Here is an 18,810-nt window from a genome sequence, read left to right as displayed (position 1 = left end):
CAAAGGAGAGAGAAAAATGATTGCAGAGAAAATGAAAAATATGGTAGCTAATAGTTCTGCTATTCGTGCAATGTTTGAAGAAGGAAACCGTCTTGCAAGCATCTACGGGGCAGAGAATGTGTTTGATTTTAGTCTGGGAAACCCAAATGTGCCGGCACCAGAGGCAGTAAAAAAAGCGATTATTGAATTGTTAGATGAGAATGATCCGGTTGTTCTTCATGGTTATACCAACAGTAACTCAGGATATGCAGATGTAAGAGAGACTGTTGCGAATTCTTTGAATGAGCGTTTTGGAACGAATTTTGAAGGAAAAAATATTATCATGACGGTTGGTGCTGCCGGAGGATTAAATGTAATTTTGAAAACTTTGATTAATCCAGGGGATGAAGTAATCACATTTGCGCCATATTTTGGTGAATATCGTTCTTATACCAATAACTACGATGGAGTCTTAGTGGAAATATCACCGAATACTGTAGATTTTCAGCCGAAATTAGATGAATTTGAGCAGAAGATCACACCGAAGACCAAGGCTGTTATCGTAAATACTCCGAATAATCCGACCGGTGTTGTATATTCAGAAGCAACAATCCAGAAATTGGCGGCAATCATGGAAGCAAAGCAAAAGGAATATGGTACAGATATTTATCTGATTTCAGATGAACCGTATCGTGAACTGGTGTATGATGGAGTGGAGGTTCCATATTTGACGAAGTATTATGCGAATACGATCGTAGGGTATTCATATAGTAAATCATTGTCTCTTCCTGGAGAACGTATTGGGTATCTGGTCATTCCAGATGAAGTGACAGATAGTGAAGATGTGTGTTCTGCAGCAAATGTAGCAACGCGTATTCTGGGATTTGTCAATGCACCTACATTGCAGCAGAAACTGGTGGCAAAATGTATCAATGAGAAGACAGACATCTCTTTCTATGACAGAAATAGAGAAGCTTTATACAATGGACTGAGAGATTGTGGATTTGAATGCATTAAACCAGAAGGTGCTTTTTATCTTTTTGTAAAATCTCCAATTGCAGATGAAAAAGAATTCTGCGCGGTAGCGAAAAAATATAATTTACTTCTGGTACCTGGAAGTTCCTTTGGATGCCCGGGTTATGTAAGACTTGCTTATTGTGTAGCTTATGAGACAATTATTAATTCACTGCCAAAATTCAAAGAACTGTCAAAGGAATATTTTTAACTACATAGCAAAGGATAAGAATATGAAAGCATTTGAAAAAAACATTCGTAAGGTAGAGCCTTATGTACCAGGAGAACAGCCTCAGAATAAAGTTGTCAAGCTGAATACGAATGAGAATCCATATCCACCGGCACCGGGAGTTGAGAAAGCTCTGGGAATGATGGATATGGACAGACTTCGTTTGTATCCAGACCCGACAGCAGCACCGTTGGTAAAAGAGCTGGCAAAATTCTATGATGTGAATCCAGATCAGGTTTTTGTTGGTGTGGGATCAGATGATGTGTTATCTATGTGCTTTCTGACATTCTTTAATTCAGAAAAGCCAATATTGTTTCCGGATATCACCTATTCTTTTTACAAGGTATGGGCAGATCTCTACAGGATTCCTTATGAATGCCAGAAACTGGATGAGAACTTCCGAATCAGAAAAGAAGATTACTATAAAGAAAATGGCGGTGTAATCTTCCCAAATCCGAATGCTCCTACGGCAATTTATGAAGAGTTGGATATGATTGAGGATATCATTACAAAGAACCAGGATGTAATTGTAATTATTGATGAGGCATATATTGATTTCGCGGAAGGGCATTCAGCAGTAGAATTAATTGACAAGTATGATAATCTGATCGTAGTTCAGACATTCTCAAAGTCTCGCTCTATGGCAGGAATGAGAATTGGATATGCAATCAGTAATCCGACATTGATACGTTATCTGAACGATGCCAAATATTCTTTTAATTCTTATACCATGAATCAGACTTCGCTGATCTGTGGTGCAGAGGCAGTGAAGGATAAGGAATATTTTGAAACAACAGTCCATAAGATTATTGAGACCAGAGAATGGGCCAAAGAAGAATTGAAAAAAATGGGATTCCAATTTGGAGATTCCAGGGCGAATTTCGTATTTGTTACGCATCCAGAGTATGATGCGAAAGAATTGTTTGAAGCATTGAGGGCAAATGGAATCTATGTTCGTTTCTGGGGAAGTGAAAGAATTGAACAATATCTTCGGATTACGATTGGAACCAGAGAAGAGATGGAGATTCTATTTTCATTTTTAAAGAAATACATGAACAAGTAAAAAGGAGAATTCTATGACAGAAACTTTAGTACAGGGAATTATTGATGCCCTTGGCGGAAGTGTAGGAAAAGAAGCCATTGTATTTATCATATCAATGATACCGATTCTGGAACTTCGTGGAGCACTTCTGGTCGCAGGACCATTACTGGGAGTTCCGGTGGCAAAAGCCATTCCAATATGTATCATTGGGAATATTATTCCGGTACCATTTATCCTGCTTTTGATTACGCCAATCTTTAACTGGATGAAGGGAACAAAAAAATTAAAACCGATGGTAGACAGATTAGAAGCCAAGGCTATGAGTAAAAGTGATAAGATTGAGAAATATGAATTCTGGGGTCTGGTACTCTTTGTGGGAATTCCACTTCCGGGAACAGGTGCATGGACTGGATCATTGATTGCTGCATTACTTGGTGTAAAGTTTAAAAAAGCATTTCCAGCAGTTATCCTGGGAATCTGTATGGCTACGGTTATTATGTGGTTTATTTCTTATGTACTGTTAGGTGGAGTACATCTGCTGGGGTAGTATGAAAGAGAGTAAAGTTAAAACCCCCTTTGTTGTGATTGAGTCATAACAAAGGGGATTTTCTTGTTGAGATTTGTTCATCATGCATGATTGTTGGAAAAAAGTAAAATTGTTCTTGCCACAGCAGGCTTGTCCTCTTTTAAAATTGATTATTGTATGGTAAAATATTTAGAAATATCAGAATAAGGAGTTATGGTTATGGAAAAATTATATGATGTAACAGCATTGGGTGAGATGTTAATAGATTTTACATTGAATGGACAGAGCGATCAAGGAAATAATCTTTTTGAGGCTTGTCCGGGAGGAGCTCCATGTAATGTACTGGCAATGTTAAATAAATTGGGAAGAAAGACAGCATTTATTGGAAAAGTAGGCGAAGATCAGTTCGGACGTCTGTTAAAGGGAACGATTGATGAACTGGGAATCGAGACGAAAGGACTGGTTCTGGATCAGGAGATTCATACAACACTTGCGTTTGTACATACATTTCCAGATGGAGACAGAGAATTCTCTTTTTATCGTAAACCGGGAGCAGATATGATGTTGACAGAAGATGAGGTGGATTATGATCTGATTCGCCAGTCAAAGGTATTCCATTTTGGAACCTTATCTATGACGGGCGAGCCAGTTAGAACTGCAACAAAGAAAGCGTTAGAAGTGGCAAAGGAAGCGGGATGTATGATTACATTTGATCCAAACTTACGGCCACCTCTTTGGGAGTCTCTGGAGGAAGCAAAAAAGCAGATGGAATATGGATTCCAGTATTGTGATGTTTTGAAGATTTCAGATAATGAGATTCAGTTTATATCCGGCATGGAAGATTATGATGACGGTATTCGTTATTTGCAGGAAAAATACAATATCCCTTTGATATTCCTGACTATGGGCAAGGAAGGAAGCCGTGCATATTACAAGGATATGAGAGTCGAGCGTAAAGGTTTCCAGGTAAAGGCAATTGAAACGACAGGTGCTGGAGATACTTTCTGCGGATGTTCCATTCATGGTGTGTTGACACATGGATTGGAGAATTTAGATGAAGAGAAACTTGGTGATATTCTGACATATGCCAATGCGGGTGCAGCTTTGATTACAATGAAGAAAGGCGCTATTCGTTCTATGCCAGAACCAGAGAATATTTCAAAATTATTAGAGGAATAATCAGACCATGAGATTACGCAGAATGCTGGCTATATGGGCAGCGAAGATAACGGAGAAGATAAGTGTTCATGTGTTTCACCGTCAGGGAGTGACATGGGCCGGAAAAATTGCATTAAAGATATGTCCTACTATATTAAAGGAATTGGCAGGACAGGTAAAAAACGATATCTTTATCGTATGCGGAACGAATGGTAAAACGACAACGAATAATATGCTCTGTGCGGCGATTGAGGCAGAAGGATATAAAGTGATCTGTAATCATGCCGGCTCTAATATGCTGAATGGAGTCGTGGCGGCATTTGCTCTGGGAGCTGGGATTGGAGGCAGCCTAAAAGCAGATTATGCGTGTATAGAGGTAGATGAAGCCTCTACCAGAAGGGTGTTTCCGCATTTTAAACCAGATTATATGGTGTTGACCAATCTGTTCCGAGATCAATTAGATCGATATGGTGAGATTGACATAACCATGAATATTTTAAAAGAGGTCATGCAGCAGGCTCCAGATATGAAAGTTATTGTAAATGGAGATGATGCGTTATCCGCATATCTTGCAATGGACAGTGGAAATCCATTCGTTACTTATGGAATCAGTGAAAAGGTTATGGATGACAAGGATTCTCATGAAATCAGAGAGGGGCGTTTCTGTAAGCGATGCGGAGCGCAACTCCATTACAATTTCTATCATTACAGTCAGTTGGGAGATTATGCTTGTACAGGCTGTGATTTTAAGCGACCGGAGATTCAGTTCAATGGTTCGGAGATTGAAGTTGGGGATCATTTGGCATTTACAGTTGAAGGAAGAAGACTTCAGGCGAATTATAAGGGCTTTTATAATGTTTATAATATACTGGCTGCATATTCTGCAGCCAGAACGGCTGGCCTTAAGGTAGAGCATTTTAATGATATGCTGGCCAGATTTAACCCGGAAAACGGACGTATGGAACAGTTCATGATCAAAGATACCCGGATTGTACTGAATCTTGCCAAAAATCCGGCAGGTTTTAACCAGAATATATCTGCCGTTATGCAGGATGAGACCTTGAAGGATATTATCATTGTTATTAATGATAACGCACAGGATGGGACGGATGTATCCTGGCTGTGGGATGTAGATTTTGATCGTTTCAAAGAGGCGAACATTAATTCTATTACAGTCAGTGGGATTCGGTGCCATGACATGGGATTGCGGATGAAATATGTGGATATTTCTTCTATGTTGGAACCAGATGTTGAAAAGGCGATCTGCGAACGTGTAGAGAATGGCTGTGGCAATCTCTATGTGTTGGTGAACTATACAGCGCTGTTCAGCACCAGAAATGTGTTAAAGAAACTGGAGGGAGATAGATAATGGATACGAAGGACATGAAGATTACCATAGGACATCTCTATCCGGATCTTTTGAATCTGTATGGAGATCGCGGGAACATTGCCTGTATGATGCAGCGATGTATATGGCGAGGGATTGAAGCAGAGACTATTGAATTCAACACTGGGGATGTGATTGATTTTTCTAAGCTGGATATTGTACTTCTTGGAGGTGGCTCTGACCGGGAACAGGCAATTGTGTGTCACAATCTGTTGGAGATTCAGAGCCAGTTCAAAGAATATGTTGAGGATAATGGCGTTGTGATAGCTGTTTGTGGGGGATATCAGCTTCTGGGCAAATACTATAAAACAGATGCTGGAATGATAGAAGGTCTGAATCTTGTCGATATCTATACAGAACAGGAAGAAGGACGTCTGATCGATAATATTGTTTTGCAAAGTGATTTGGTCAAGATGCCGGTAGTGGGTTTTGAAAATCATGGAGGAAGAACGTATATTAATGATAATCAACCATTTGGTAAAGTGCTTTATGGAGCAGGAAATGATGGGAAGAGCGGATATGAAGGGGTTGTGTATAAGAATGTAATCGGAACATACCTACATGGTCCTCTTCTTCCAAAAAACCCGCAGATATGTGATTACCTGATTCAGAAGGCATTGGAAAGAAAATATGGAACAGTGGAATTAAGTCCGCTGGATGATAGTCAGGAAAATATGGCTAACGAATATATTTATCATAGATTTGTAAAGGAATAGAAACAAGAAACCAGCGGATATTATAGCTGGTTTTGTTTTTCATCACGCAATTCTAAAAGCTGAATGTAGGTAAAAAGATCCTCTTTTGAGCGTGAAGAAAGATTGTGATATTTTGATAAAAGTTCCTGGTCGTCAATCGAAGATGTGCCTGATTGAGACAAAGAGAGAACGATAGTTTCATCATCATCAAGGAGATAATCAACAGACACATGAAAAAGATTAGCGAATGCGGTCAGCTTTTCATGAGAGGGCTGACGATTTTTGGTTTCATAACCGGCAATTGTTGATCGTGCAACATTTATGCGCTTTGCAACATAATCTTGCGTCATATGATTTTCAAGGCGTAATGTTTTCAACTTTTCGGAAAATGACATGGCTACAACCTCCTTAATATATTTGGTATATTTTACCAATTGTTGCGAAAAAGAACATAAAAAGTGCCAAATATCAACAAATAGTTGCACAATGGAACATATGTGCCAGATATGGATCACAAGACCGGAAGAAAGGAGAGACACGATGAGACAGGAAAGATTTAAAATGGAAAGAGAAGGACTGGTGGAGGAAGGGCAGGAAGTTGAGATCAGTGAGAGAAGTGCTGTGACAGGACAATATACTTATCTGGTTGAGCCTTCCATTGCAATGTCAGGCATCTATCGTACAGGCCAGAGAATAAAGGCGCGCAAGGGAATCATTAAAAAAATAGAAAAGACAGAGAAAGGGTTTTATCTGTTGGTAGAGGTGGAGGAATAAAGAAAACTCCCCCGTTGACACCAGAGAAAAAAGCACCTATAATTTAAGACGAACACAATAATAAAGACGAGAGGAACTGGATAGATGATAATAGCAAAAAATGACGAAGCAAAAAGAAGTAAGATCTGGAGGATTGTTACGAGTGTTTCATCTGTCCTGATTATAATAATAGCTATTTTTCTTCTGACGAAATTATTTACAACGAATCCATTGGAAGGTGATTGGGCAAGTGATGATGGCAATCTGAATATGTCTATCAAGAGTAATGGTAAGATGTCGGTTACGATTTCGGAAGTTGCAGATGTCAGTGATGTGACAGTCAATATGAATTATACAATGGACAAAGAGGAAAAGACGATTATAATTACGGCGGATGAGTCAGAACTGAAAGATATGGCAGAAAAGTCAGATGGTCAGTATACAGAAGATGCGTTGGAAAATGCGCTGGATTCTATAGTAGATACTTTTGATTACAGTGTAGATCAGGGTCAGTTGACACTGACAGAACGCGAATATGGTGATCAGTTGATATTTATACAAGAGTAATACAGACACACACCCCTCTATCGAAGCAAGGTGATTGATAGAGGGGTTTTTATCATTAAGTGGCAAGATTTATAAGGAGAGATGAAAAGTATATGTGGAGAGATCAGACAAAAAAGATACAGATTGGGAATGTATGTATTGGAGGCGGCTGTCCAGTCGCTATTCAGTCGATGACGAATACGAAGACGGAAGATGTAGAGTCAACAGTAAAGCAGATTCAAGCGCTTGAGAAAGCTGGATGTGAGATTATCCGATGTGCTGTTCCGACGATGGAAGCAGCTGAGGCACTTGCCAAGATAAAAGAACAGATTCAGATTCCGTTGGTGGCGGATATTCATTTTGATTACCGACTTGCTATTGCAGCAATTGAAAATGGTGCAGACAAGATTCGTATTAACCCGGGGAATATCGGTGATGAAAGCCGTGTAAAGGCAGTTGTAGATAAGGCAAAGGAATATGGTATACCTATCAGGGTTGGCGTAAACAGTGGTTCGCTGGAAAAAAATCTGGTGGAAAAATACGGGGGTGTTACTGCCCAGGGACTGGTGGAAAGTGCCATGGATAAAGTGCACCTGATTGAAAAAATGGGATATGATAACCTGGTAGTAAGTATCAAATCATCGGATGTCATGATGTGTGTCAAAGCGCATGAATTGATTGTAAGCGAATGCCCATATCCATTACATGTAGGAATTACAGAGTCAGGAACGCTGCTTGCCGGTAATATCAAATCATCGATTGGTTTGGGACTTATCCTGAATCAAGGAATCGGGGATACTATCCGTGTATCTTTGACAGGGGATCCAGTAGAGGAAATCAAGTCAGCAAAATTAATTCTTAAGACACTCGGTTTTCGAAAAGGTGGGATTGAAGTAGTTTCCTGTCCGACTTGCGGAAGAACGAAGATTGATTTGATTGGACTGGCTAACCAGGTTGAACAGATGGTAGCGGATATTCCTCTTGATATTAAAGTGGCAGTTATGGGTTGTGTTGTGAATGGCCCTGGAGAAGCGAAAGAAGCAGATATAGGTATTGCCGGCGGTATAGGGGAAGGATTGTTGATCAAAAAAGGGGAAGTTGTCAAGAAAGTAAAAGAAGATCAATTATTAGAGACATTAAGACAGGAGTTGTTACACTGGAATGAATAAACCGTTCTTTGAAGTATTTCCAACCTTAAAAGTGAATCAGGAAATCCAGATGTTGTTTGAAGGCGTGGAAGTCAGTAAAGTGTCTACGAATACAAGCCGAGACTTCATTAAAATATATCTGTACAGCCAGCATCTGATTCAGAAAAAATGCATTTATGAAGTGGAAAAAAGAATAAAAGAGCAGTTATTTGGACGCAGTCATATTCAGGTGGAGGTCAAAGAGCAGTACGAACTTTCGGAACAGTATACCCCGGAGAATCTGATGAATGAGTATTTTGACAGTTTTCTGTTGGAATTGAATGAGAGAAGTGTGGTTGAGCGAAGCATGCTCCAGGGAGCTGAGTATGAATTTGAGGAAGGAAATATTCTTTGCCTGAAGTTAAAAGATACGATTGTGGCAAAAGGAAAGAAAGAATCTCTTTCAAATTATCTGATAGATGTGTTCCGGGAACGGTTTCAACGTCCGATTGAAGTGAGAGTTCTGTATGAAAAACCGAAGGAGAGCCAGTTAAAATACAACAATGCCAAGATTCAGCAGGAAATTGAAGCAATCATGGAGCAGGCAGAGGCGGCTCGCGAAGAAAAAGAACTGAAGAAAAAGGAGAAAGAGTCTTCTGATAAAAATCAGGCAGAGGTGGTGTCAAAAGCTTCTGGAAATGAGAAGAATCTGAAGAAAAAATCAAATTTTGATAATGGGAAAAGAGACAGATTCTCTTATAATAAGCGCAATTCAGATGATCCGAATCTGATATACGGAAGGGACTTTGATGATGAGACAATCGAGCTTAAGCAGGTAGTTTCAGAGATGGGAGAGATTACGATTCGAGGAAAGGTTATTAGTTTCGATACACGTGAACTTCGAAATGAAAAGACTATTATCATGTTCGCCATTACTGATTTTACAGACACAATCATGGTAAAGATGTTCGTAAGAAATGAACAGCTTCCTGATGTGCTGGCAGAGGTAAAGCCAGGAGCTTTTTTGAAAGTAAAAGGAATTACCAATATCGATAAGTTTGATGGAGAGCTGACGATTGCGTCTATCGTTGGAATCCGTAAGATCAGTGATTTCACAGAATCCAGAAAAGACACAGCGCCGGAGAAAAGAGTAGAATTGCACTGTCATACGAAGATGAGCGATATGGATGGTGTAACTGAAGTTAAGAATCTTCTGAAGCGTGCCCACGACTGGGGGCACAAAGCTCTTGCAATTACAGATCATGGAGTGGTGCAGGCATTCCCGGATGCCAATCATTATATAGAATCATTAGATAAAGATGATCCATTTAAAGTCATCTATGGAGTAGAAGGATATCTGGTAGATGATCTGACCGATGTGGCGGTGAATGAAAAAGGGCAGTCTCTGGATGATGCTTATGTAGTATTTGACCTGGAGACTACTGGATTTAGCCCAATCAAAGATAAGATCATTGAAATTGGTGCGGTGAAAGTTGAACAGGGAAAGATTACAGACAGATTCAGTACATTTGTGAATCCGAAGATTCCCATTCCTTATCAGATTACACAGCTGACCAGTATTACAGACCAGATGGTTATCGATGCGCCGGACATTGAGACCGTTCTCCCGCAGTTCCTTGAGTTTATCGGGGATGCTGCTCTGGTTGCTCATAATGCATCTTTTGATGTTAGTTTTATTGAACAGAATTGTCGATATCAGGATATGATACCGGACTTTACTTCCGTAGATACAGTAGCGATGGCAAGAATCTTGTTGCCGACTTTGTCAAAATACAAATTAAATGTGGTGGCAAATGCGCTTCATATTTCTTTGGAAAATCATCATCGTGCAGTGGATGATGCACAAGCGACAGCAGAGATATTCGTGAAATTTGTAGAGATGTTGAAAGAGCGAGGGATATATAACCTTACAAAACTCAATCAATTTGGCTCGCATAATGCAGATGCCGTGCGAAAATTGCCGTCATATCATGTGATTATCCTTGTGCGTAATGAAGTGGGAAGAGTGAATCTATACCAGTTGATTTCTAAGTCTCATCTGGAATATTTTGGGCGGCAGCCAAGAATACCGAAAAGTGAACTTTCAAAATATCGAGAAGGCTTAATTGTTGGAAGTGCCTGTGAAGCAGGAGAGTTGTATCAGGCGATTTTAAATGATAAGTCCGAAGAGAAAATTGCCAGAATCGTGAATTTTTATGATTATCTGGAGATACAGCCTCTTGGCAATAATCACTTTATGATTGCCAGTGACAGAATAACAAAAGTACAGAATGAAGAGGATTTAAAGGAAATAAACAGGCAGATCATACAGTTGGGCGAACGGTTTAATAAGCCGGTGGTCGGGACTTGTGATGTGCATTTTATGGACCCGGAGGATGAGGTGTACCGGCGGATCATTATGGCCGGAAAAGGATTTACGGACGCGGATGAACAGGCACCGCTTTATCTTCGTACGACAGAGGAGATGCTAGAGGAATTCGAATATCTGGGTTCGGCCAAAGCAAAAGAGATTGTAATCGATAATCCGAATAAGATTGCAGATATGATTGAGAGGATTACACCTGTACGCCCGGATAAATGTCCTCCAGTCATCCCGGATTCTGATAAGATGTTAAGAGAAATCTGTTATAATAAGGCGCATTCCATGTACGGAGAAGAACTGCCTCCAGTTGTAACGGAGCGGTTGGAAAGAGAGTTAAATTCCATTATATCTAATGGATTTGCCGTTATGTATATTATTGCACAGAAACTGGTATGGAAGTCGAACGAAGATGGATATCTGGTGGGTTCACGTGGATCGGTAGGTTCATCGTTTGTAGCTACAATGGCAGGTATTACGGAAGTAAACCCATTGAGTCCACATTATTATTGTCCAAAATGCCATTACAGTGATTTTGATTCTGAAGAGGTGAGAGCATTTGCAGGAGGCTGCGGATGGGATATGCCGGATAAGAACTGTCCGGTTTGTGGAGAGAAACTGGTAAAAGATGGATTCGATATTCCGTTTGAGACATTCCTTGGATTTAAGGGGAACAAGGAACCGGATATCGACTTGAACTTTTCTGGTGACTATCAGAGTAATGCCCACAAATATACAGAGGTCATCTTTGGTGCGGGACAGACGTTTCGAGCCGGGACCGTTGGAACGTTGGCAGATAAGACGGCATTTGGATATGTAAAGAATTATTTTGAAGAACGTGGACAGGGAAAACGAAAATGTGAGATTGACCGTATTGTGCAGGGATGTACCGGAATACGAAGAAGTACCGGGCAGCATCCAGGCGGTATCATAGTTCTTCCGTTGGGGGAAGAAATCAATTCATTCACGCCGGTACAGCATCCGGCCAATGATATGACGACAGACATTATTACTACACATTTTGATTACCATTCCATTGACCACAACCTGCTGAAGCTGGATATTCTCGGTCATGATGATCCTACGATGATTAAGACGCTGGAAGAATATATTAATTCTCCGGCGATGGATAATGAATACAATGAGACGGATCATCGTTTTGTTGCCACAGAGATACCGTTGGATGATAAAGGCGTGATTTCGCTGTTTCATGATACATCGGCATTAGGAATCAAGCCGGAAGATATCGGAGGATGTCCGGTGGGATGTCTCGGAATACCGGAGTTTGGAACAGATTTTGTAATTCAGATGGTTGTTGATACAAAGCCGCAGACATTGTCAGATCTGATTCGGATATCAGGACTGTCTCATGGAACCGATGTGTGGCTGAATAACGCCCAGGAACTGATCAAAAGTGGAAAAGCAACGATTTCTACAGCTATATGTACTCGTGATGATATTATGACATATCTGATCAATAAAGGAATGGACAGTGAAGAATCGTTTACGATTATGGAACGTGTCCGTAAGGGAACAGTAGCGAAGGGAAAGTGTAAAGAATGGCCTGAATTTAAGAAGGACATGGCAGAACACAACATACCGGACTGGTATGTCTGGTCATGTGAACAGATCAAATATATGTTCCCGAAAGCACATGCAGCAGCCTATGTTATGATGGCGTATCGAATTGCATATTGCAAGATTAATTATCCACTGGCTTATTATGGAGCATATTTTGGAATTCGTGCAGATGCATTTTCTTATGAAATTATGTGTCAGGGAAAAGAAAAGCTGCAGTATTATATTGACGATTATAACCGGCGCTCCAACTCTCTAAGTAAAAAAGAGCAGGATACCATGAAAGATATGCGGATTGTTCAGGAAATGTATGCGAGAGGTTATGAATTTGAACCGATTGATATTTATAAGGCAAAAGCTACAAAATTCCTGATTATTGACGGAAAACTGATGCCCCCGTTCAGTAGTATTGATGGAATGGGAGAGAAGGCTGCGGAAGCAGTGGAAGAGGCTTCCAAAGATGGGCCATATCTGTCTAGAGATGATTTCCGACAGAGGACCAAGGCAAGTAAAACGGTGATTGATTATATGGCAGAGCTTGGAATCCTAAGTGGGTTGCCAGAGTCAAATCAGCTGTCATTGTTTGATTTATAAAAATTAGGAGGACTAGGTCATGAGCATAAAAAAGCAGTATAAAGGAATTTTGTACATCGTGTGTTCAGCGTTCTGCTTTGCGCTTATGAATATGTTTGTACATATGGCAGGTGATCTGCCATCTATACAGAAAAGCTTTTTTCGAAATTTTGTGGCGGCAATTTTTGCCGGAATTATTTTGGCAAAAGAAGGAATTCCGTTTCGGTGTAAGAAGGAGAATCTAAAATATATGTTTCTTCGATCTATTTTCGGTACATTGGGAATTCTGTGTAATTTTTATGCAGTGGATCATCTGGTATTGGCAGATGCCTCTATGTTGAATAAAATGTCGCCATTTTTTGCGGTATTATTTAGTTTCTTAATTCTAAAAGAAAAAGTAAAGGTTTTGCAGGCGTTGATAGTAGTTGGAGCATTTGTCGGCAGTCTGTTTGTTGTAAAGCCGACGGTGACGAATATGGATCTGTTTCCATCCTTAATAGGGCTTCTGGGAGGAATTGGAGCAGGAATTGCTTATACAATGGTGAGAAAACTGGGAGAGGCAGGAGAAAAGGGACCATTTATCGTGTTCTTTTTCTCGACATTTTCCTGCCTGACAACATTACCATGGCTTTTGTTCGATTATCATCCCATGACGGCAGAGCAGATTGTGATATTGCTTTTGGCAGGCCTTTCGGCAGCAGGTGGACAATTCTCTATCACAGCAGCTTATTGCTACGCCCCGGCAAAGGAAATCTCAGTATATGATTATTCACAGATTATCTTTTCCGCAGTATTGGGATTTGTTGTATTTGGACAGTTTCCGGATATGCTGAGCTGGTTGGGATATGGAATCATATGTACTATGGCGATACTTATGTTTTTGTATAATAAAAACCGTAGTAGTGATTAATCCCTTTATGATGGATTTCAAGAACCAATCAATGAAGGAAAGACGATAATAGTTCAGGAGGAATAGAATGAACCCATCTCAGATTACGGATTGGTGCCATGAGATTATTCGCTCTCAGGTGCCGGAAGAAGGTTTCTATATTGATGCGACCATGGGAAAAGGAAAGGATACCCTATTGTTATGTCAGATGGCAGGGCATAATGGGAAAGTACTCGCGTTTGATGTCCAGGGACAAGCCCTGGAACAAACGCGAAAGCTGTTGGAAGAAAACCATGTAGCGGATCGTGCCAGCCTGATCTTAGACGGACATGAACATATGGATCAATATGCTGAAGAAGAGTCTGCAGATGCGATCTGCTTTAACTTTGGTTATCTGCCTGGCGGAGATCATAATATTGCAACTTCTGCTGATACCAGTATCGAAGCGATTCAAAAAGGGCTGAAAATCTTAAAACATGGCGGTCTGATGAGTCTGTGCATCTATAGCGGTGGTGATACCGGGTTCGAAGAAAAAGAAAGGATACTGGAATTCCTGAAAAAGATTCCTGCCAGAGAATACACAGTAATCGTAAATGAATATTATAATCGCGAAAACCATCCGCCCATACCAGTATTCATCTACAGAGCCATACGGTAGATCTTGGCGATATCTTCTCGGTTCAGCACTTTCACTTTTCCGATGGTGCGTGTGTTTTGGAAGCTGCATTTGTCTGCCAGTTCCTGAATCTGTTCTTCGGTTGGTTCAATGCCAAGTTCCCGAAGGGAGGTTGGCATGTCTACACTGCGGTAGTAGTCTTCCATGGCTTCGATGCCGGCAAGAGCAGTTTTTTCCAGATTATCATCGTGTGGAACCATCAATACATTTTCTGCCAGTTTAGCAAATCTGTTTGCCCGGTCTTTGTAGACATAGCGAGCCCAGCTTCCCCATACAGCAGCCAGTCCGGCACCGTGAGCGACATCGAACATTCCACCAAGTTCATGCTCTAACTGATGGGATGCCCAATCTCCACCATCGGTTCCGCAGCCGGTTAGTCCATTATGAGAAAGGCTTCCTGCCCACATAACTTCGGCACGGGCCTCGTAATTTGTCGGATCTTGCTTTAAGATTCTAGAGTTTTTCATGACGGTACGGATCAGTGCTTCGCTGATTCCATCCGTCATTTCCATATTCGTGCTGTGATTCAGATAGCGTTCCATAGTATGCATCATAATATCTACACATCCACTTTGCGTCTGATAATCGGGAAGTGTATAGGTCAGTTCCGGATTCAAGATTGCAAATTTGCAGCGGCAGTAGTTACTGCTGTATCCGCGTTTGATCCATCCATCTTCGTTCGTAATAACAGAAGAATCACTCATTTCACTGCCGGCAGCAGAGATCGTAAGAATGGTGCCAATTGGAAGACAGGCAGAAGCGGTACGTTTCTTTGCGTAAAAATCCCAGACATCGCCTTCATTGGTAAGACCATATCCGATTGCTTTGGAAGAATCAATGACGCTTCCACCTCCAACGGCAAGAATAAAATCTACACCTTCTCTTTGGCATAATTCGATTCCTTCGCGTACTTTTGACAATCTTGGATTGGGAACAACTCCGCCTAATGTAGTATATGCGATACCTTCGGCTCCTAAAGAGGTATATACGCGGTCTAAAAGTCCGGAACGAATGACACTTCCGCCTCCATAATGTACCAGAACCTTTTTACAATTCTGTTCTTTGATCAGTTTTCCCACTTCGTTTTCGGTCCCTTTTCCGAAAACGACTCTGGTAGGTGCATAATAGTTAAAATTTTGCATATATATGATCCTCCTTATTTATGGCTTGATTTGCTTAAAATATTAAGGTATTTTAAACGTTTTTTCAATTCTTATTTTCAGGTCATATTGATGAATGGTATAATAAGGCAGAATGATTTGGAGGAGGAATAATATGAGAAGAAAAGATCGTGAAGTGACAAATTCCGTAGAAATACAGAAAATATTAGACACATGTAAGGTGTGCAGACTGGGATTGGCTGGAGAAGACGAGGTCTATATTGTGCCAATGAATCATGGGTATACATTTGAAAATGGTAAATTGGTTTTGTATTTTCACGGAGCAAGAGAAGGCCGGAAAATAGAGATGATACAAAAGAATCCACAAGTTGGGTTTGAAATGGATTGTAATCATGAGTTGGAAGAAGGAAAACTGGCCTGTCAGTATAGTTATATTTATGCCAGCGTGATTGGAAGTGGTAAAGCAGAAATAATTGATGATCCTGATCAGAAGCTTTGTGCGCTTTCGGTTATTATGAAACATCAGACTGGAAAAGAGTTTGAAGAATTTCAGACAAATCCAAGGCTTGAGAAAGCAGTTGCAATTATTCGGGTTGAAGTAAATGAATATACATGCAAAAAGCATATGAGAGATTAAAGAGAGAAATCATATATATTTTGGTAAATTAATGCTTTAAACAGCAAAAGTATTATGATATACTATTAAAAGACGAGTCGAAAATTCCTCGAATTTGTGAAAAATTACCTATTATATGACTATAAAAGGAACAGAAAGATATGAAAGGGTGGATTTCTAGAATGTCAGAAACGAAAAAAGTAATTATGCTTGGCAATGAAGCAATTGCCAGAGGAGCGTATGAGGCGGGTGTAAAGGTCTCTGCGGCATATCCTGGCACACCAAGTACAGAGATAAGTGAATGTCTTGTTCAGTATAAGGATGATTTGTATTGTGAATGGTCTCCGAATGAAAAGGTTGCAACAGAGGTTGCAATTGGAGCATCTGTGGCAGGAGTACGTGCGATGTCCTGTATGAAGCACGTTGGATTTAATGTGGCAGCAGATCCGGCTTATACAGTCTCTTATATGGGCGTTAATGGAGGTCTGATGATCGTAGTTGCAGATGATCCTGGATTATATAGTTCTCAGAACGAACAGGATACAAGAATGGTTGCACGTGCGGCACAGCTGCCGGTAATAGAGCCTTCTGACAGTGCAGAGGCAAAAGACTTTGTGAAGATTGCATTTGAATTAAGTGAGAAATATGATCGCCCGTTTGTATATCGTACAACGACAAGGCTTGCTCATTCTCAGGGAATCGTAGAGTTACATGAGCGTGAACAGGTTGAAGATAAACCTTATGTGAAGGACATCAAAAAAACAGTCATGATGCCAGGCAATGCAAAATTGCGTCATGTTGAGATTGAAAAGCGGAATTTGGAATTGGCAGAAGCTGCCAATACACTTCCAATTAACAGGGTGGAGATGAACGATACCAGGATTGGTGTGATCACCAGTGGAATTCCGTATCAGTATGTAAAGGAAGCTTTACCGGAAGCTTCTGTGCTGAAGCTGGGAATGGTCAATCCGCTTCCGAGAAAATTAATTGAAGACTTTGCATCAAAAGTCGAAAAACTTTATATTGTAGAAGAATTGGATCCTGTGATTGAAGAACAAGTGAAGTCCTGGGGAATCCAGGCTGTCGGGAAAGAGATATTCACGGTACAAGGTGAATATAGTGCGAATATGATTCGTACGGCGATTCTTGGAGAAAAATTAGATATTGCTGCACCGGCACCGGCACCGGGAAGACCGCCGATCTTATGTCCGGGATGTCCGCATAGAAGTGTTTATTATGTGTTAAATAAATTAAAATTACATGCTGCAGGAGATATTGGATGTTATACATTGGGAGCTGTTGCACCTCTGAGTGTTGTTGATACTACAATATGCATGGGAGCAAGTATTTCAAGTCTTCATGGTATGGAGAAGGCAAAGGGAAAAGAATATATTAAAAACTGGGTTGCTGTCATAGGAGATTCCACGTTCTTACATACAGGAGTTAACTCTTTGATGAACATGATGTATAACCATGCAACAGGAACCGTCTTGATATTGGATAACTCTACAACCGGTATGACCGGACATCAGGATCATGCGGCAACAGGAAAGACCTTGCAGGGAGATCCTACTTATGCAATCAATATTCCAGAACTTTGTCGGGCTATTGGAGTAAAGAATGTAGTTGAAGTAAATGCATTTGATATTGATACACTGGAAAAAGTGGTAAAAGAAGAAGTTGCAAAAGATGAAGTGTCTGTAATCATTACCAAAACTCCTTGTGTACTTCTCAGTAAAGCAAAGAAGCCATTATATATTGCACATGAGGATAAATGTAAAAAGTGCGGTATGTGTATGAGACCAGGTTGTCCGGCGATGACGAAGAACCCGGATGGAACGATACATATTGATGATACGATGTGTACAGGATGTGGACTTTGCAAGAGCCTGTGTAAGTTTGATGCGATTGAATTAGTAAAGGAAGGTGACCGGTAATGGCAACGAAGAATATTATGATCGTCGGAGTCGGCGGGCAAGGAACCCTGTTGACCAGCAGAATTTTAGGAGGACTTGCCATCGAAGGTGGATATGATGTAAAGCTTTCCGAAGTACATGGAATGGCTCAGAGAGGCGGAAGTGTCGTAACATTTGTCCGTTATGGTGAAAATGTAGCAGAACCTATCGTAGAAGAGGGACAGGCTGATGTCATCATAGCGTTTGAACGTTTGGAAGCATTACGATATGCACATTTCCTTAAGAAAGATGGAGCTTTGATCGTGAATGACTGGAGAATTGATCCGATGCCTGTTGTAATAGGCGCGGCGCAATACCCGGAAAATATCATCGAGATGTTGCGTAAGGATCATAAAGTTTATACTGTAAACGCAACAGAAGAATCTAAAAAACTGGGGAATCCAAGAGTATTTAACCTTATTGTGTTAGGGATTGCGGCTCAACATATGGATTTTACAAAAGAACAGTGGTATCGTGTGATTGAAAAAACAGTACCGCCGAAGACGATTGATATAAATAAACAGGCATTTGATGTGGGATATCAATTATAAAATAAGAAAGAGGAG

Annotated in this window: 17 protein-coding genes; 15 read left to right on the top strand and 2 right to left on the bottom strand. The window is 40.5% G+C overall.

From position 1 onward, the window contains the following. The first annotated feature begins 16 nt into the window (after window positions 1–16). From ABE613_RS09415 to ABE613_RS09390, 6 genes are all read left to right on the top strand, one after another. Complete coding sequence (locus ABE613_RS09415) at window positions 17–1,204, top strand: pyridoxal phosphate-dependent aminotransferase (RefSeq protein WP_235233280.1); 1,188 nt, start codon at window positions 17–19, stop codon at window positions 1,202–1,204. 22 nt (window positions 1,205–1,226) lie between these two features. Next, window positions 1,227–2,285, top strand: a complete 1,059-nt coding sequence (gene hisC, locus ABE613_RS09410; RefSeq protein WP_235233281.1) for a histidinol-phosphate transaminase — start codon at window positions 1,227–1,229, stop codon at window positions 2,283–2,285. A gap of 13 nt (window positions 2,286–2,298) precedes the next feature. Then, the gene (locus tag ABE613_RS09405) at window positions 2,299–2,811 is read left to right on the top strand and encodes a COG2426 family protein (RefSeq protein WP_235233282.1); all 513 of its coding nucleotides are present in this window, start codon (window positions 2,299–2,301) and stop codon (window positions 2,809–2,811) included. Window positions 2,812–3,009: 198 nt separating this feature from the next. Next, complete coding sequence (locus tag ABE613_RS09400; protein ID WP_347376230.1) at window positions 3,010–3,969, top strand: carbohydrate kinase family protein; 960 nt, start codon at window positions 3,010–3,012, stop codon at window positions 3,967–3,969. A 7-nt stretch (window positions 3,970–3,976) separates the two neighbouring features. Beyond that, the gene (locus tag ABE613_RS09395; protein WP_347376229.1) at window positions 3,977–5,317 is read left to right on the top strand and encodes a MurT ligase domain-containing protein; all 1,341 of its coding nucleotides are present in this window, start codon (window positions 3,977–3,979) and stop codon (window positions 5,315–5,317) included. A 14-nt stretch (window positions 5,318–5,331) separates the two neighbouring features. Next, window positions 5,332–6,051 (top strand): type 1 glutamine amidotransferase, encoded by a 720-nt coding sequence (locus ABE613_RS09390; RefSeq protein ID WP_347376265.1) that lies wholly within the window; start codon window positions 5,332–5,334, stop codon window positions 6,049–6,051. Between the two features lie 20 nt (window positions 6,052–6,071). On the opposite strand, the gene ABE613_RS09385 is transcribed toward ABE613_RS09390, so the two are convergent. Next, a complete protein-coding gene (locus ABE613_RS09385; RefSeq protein ID WP_347376228.1) occupies window positions 6,072–6,425 on the bottom strand; it encodes a helix-turn-helix domain-containing protein in 354 nt (117 codons plus the stop codon). 145 nt (window positions 6,426–6,570) lie between these two features. Here ABE613_RS09385 and ABE613_RS09380 point away from each other — a divergent pair, with 145 nt between their 5' ends. The 6 genes from ABE613_RS09380 to mnmM all read left to right on the top strand — a co-directional run bounded on the left by ABE613_RS09380 (window position 6,571) and on the right by mnmM (window position 14,534). Continuing rightward, window positions 6,571–6,804 (top strand): hypothetical protein, encoded by a 234-nt coding sequence (locus tag ABE613_RS09380; RefSeq protein ID WP_347376227.1) that lies wholly within the window; start codon window positions 6,571–6,573, stop codon window positions 6,802–6,804. An 84-nt stretch (window positions 6,805–6,888) separates the two neighbouring features. Next, on the top strand, window positions 6,889–7,350 hold the full coding sequence (locus ABE613_RS09375) for a hypothetical protein (RefSeq protein ID WP_347376226.1): 462 nt from the start codon (window positions 6,889–6,891) through the stop codon (window positions 7,348–7,350). Between the two features lie 92 nt (window positions 7,351–7,442). Beyond that, window positions 7,443–8,498 (top strand): flavodoxin-dependent (E)-4-hydroxy-3-methylbut-2-enyl-diphosphate synthase, encoded by a 1,056-nt coding sequence (ispG, locus tag ABE613_RS09370; RefSeq protein ID WP_347376225.1) that lies wholly within the window; start codon window positions 7,443–7,445, stop codon window positions 8,496–8,498. Next, window positions 8,491–13,008 carry a PolC-type DNA polymerase III gene (locus tag ABE613_RS09365; RefSeq protein WP_347376224.1) on the top strand — a complete coding sequence of 1,506 codons (4,518 nt, stop codon included), beginning with the start codon at window positions 8,491–8,493 and terminating at the stop codon, window positions 13,006–13,008. Before ispG ends, ABE613_RS09365 begins: the two co-directional genes overlap by 8 nt. A gap of 19 nt (window positions 13,009–13,027) precedes the next feature. Beyond that, entirely contained in the window at window positions 13,028–13,897 is an 870-nt protein-coding gene (locus tag ABE613_RS09360) for a DMT family transporter (RefSeq protein ID WP_235233291.1), read from the top strand. Between the two features lie 67 nt (window positions 13,898–13,964). Further along, window positions 13,965–14,534 (top strand): tRNA 5-(aminomethyl)-2-thiouridylate-methyltransferase MnmM, encoded by a 570-nt coding sequence (gene mnmM / locus ABE613_RS09355; protein WP_235233292.1) that lies wholly within the window; start codon window positions 13,965–13,967, stop codon window positions 14,532–14,534. Here the strand turns inward: mnmM and ABE613_RS09350 are convergent. Next, on the bottom strand, window positions 14,516–15,694 hold the full coding sequence (locus tag ABE613_RS09350) for an iron-containing alcohol dehydrogenase (protein ID WP_347376223.1): 1,179 nt from the start codon (window positions 15,692–15,694) through the stop codon (window positions 14,516–14,518). The genes mnmM and ABE613_RS09350 overlap by 19 nt on opposite strands. A gap of 133 nt (window positions 15,695–15,827) precedes the next feature. Here ABE613_RS09350 and ABE613_RS09345 point away from each other — a divergent pair, with 133 nt between their 5' ends. The 3 genes from ABE613_RS09345 (at window position 15,828) to ABE613_RS09335 (ending at window position 18,795) form a co-directional block, all read left to right on the top strand. Continuing rightward, window positions 15,828–16,310, top strand: coding sequence for a pyridoxamine 5'-phosphate oxidase family protein (locus tag ABE613_RS09345; RefSeq protein WP_235233294.1), 483 nt, complete (start codon window positions 15,828–15,830; stop codon window positions 16,308–16,310). A 161-nt stretch (window positions 16,311–16,471) separates the two neighbouring features. Continuing rightward, window positions 16,472–18,226 carry an indolepyruvate ferredoxin oxidoreductase subunit alpha gene (gene iorA, locus ABE613_RS09340; protein ID WP_235233295.1) on the top strand — a complete coding sequence of 585 codons (1,755 nt, stop codon included), beginning with the start codon at window positions 16,472–16,474 and terminating at the stop codon, window positions 18,224–18,226. After that, window positions 18,226–18,795 carry an indolepyruvate oxidoreductase subunit beta gene (locus tag ABE613_RS09335; RefSeq protein ID WP_235233296.1) on the top strand — a complete coding sequence of 190 codons (570 nt, stop codon included), beginning with the start codon at window positions 18,226–18,228 and terminating at the stop codon, window positions 18,793–18,795. Before iorA ends, ABE613_RS09335 begins: the two co-directional genes overlap by 1 nt. The last annotated feature ends 15 nt before the right edge of the window (window positions 18,796–18,810 follow it).

It is taken from the genome of Dorea chungnamensis (assembly GCF_039832125.1).
In the GTDB taxonomy this organism is placed as follows: Bacteria; Bacillota; Clostridia; order Lachnospirales; family Lachnospiraceae; genus JAFBIX01.
The sequence above is the reverse complement of the archived record's forward strand: the minus strand, read 5'-3'. Positions and strand labels throughout refer to the sequence as shown.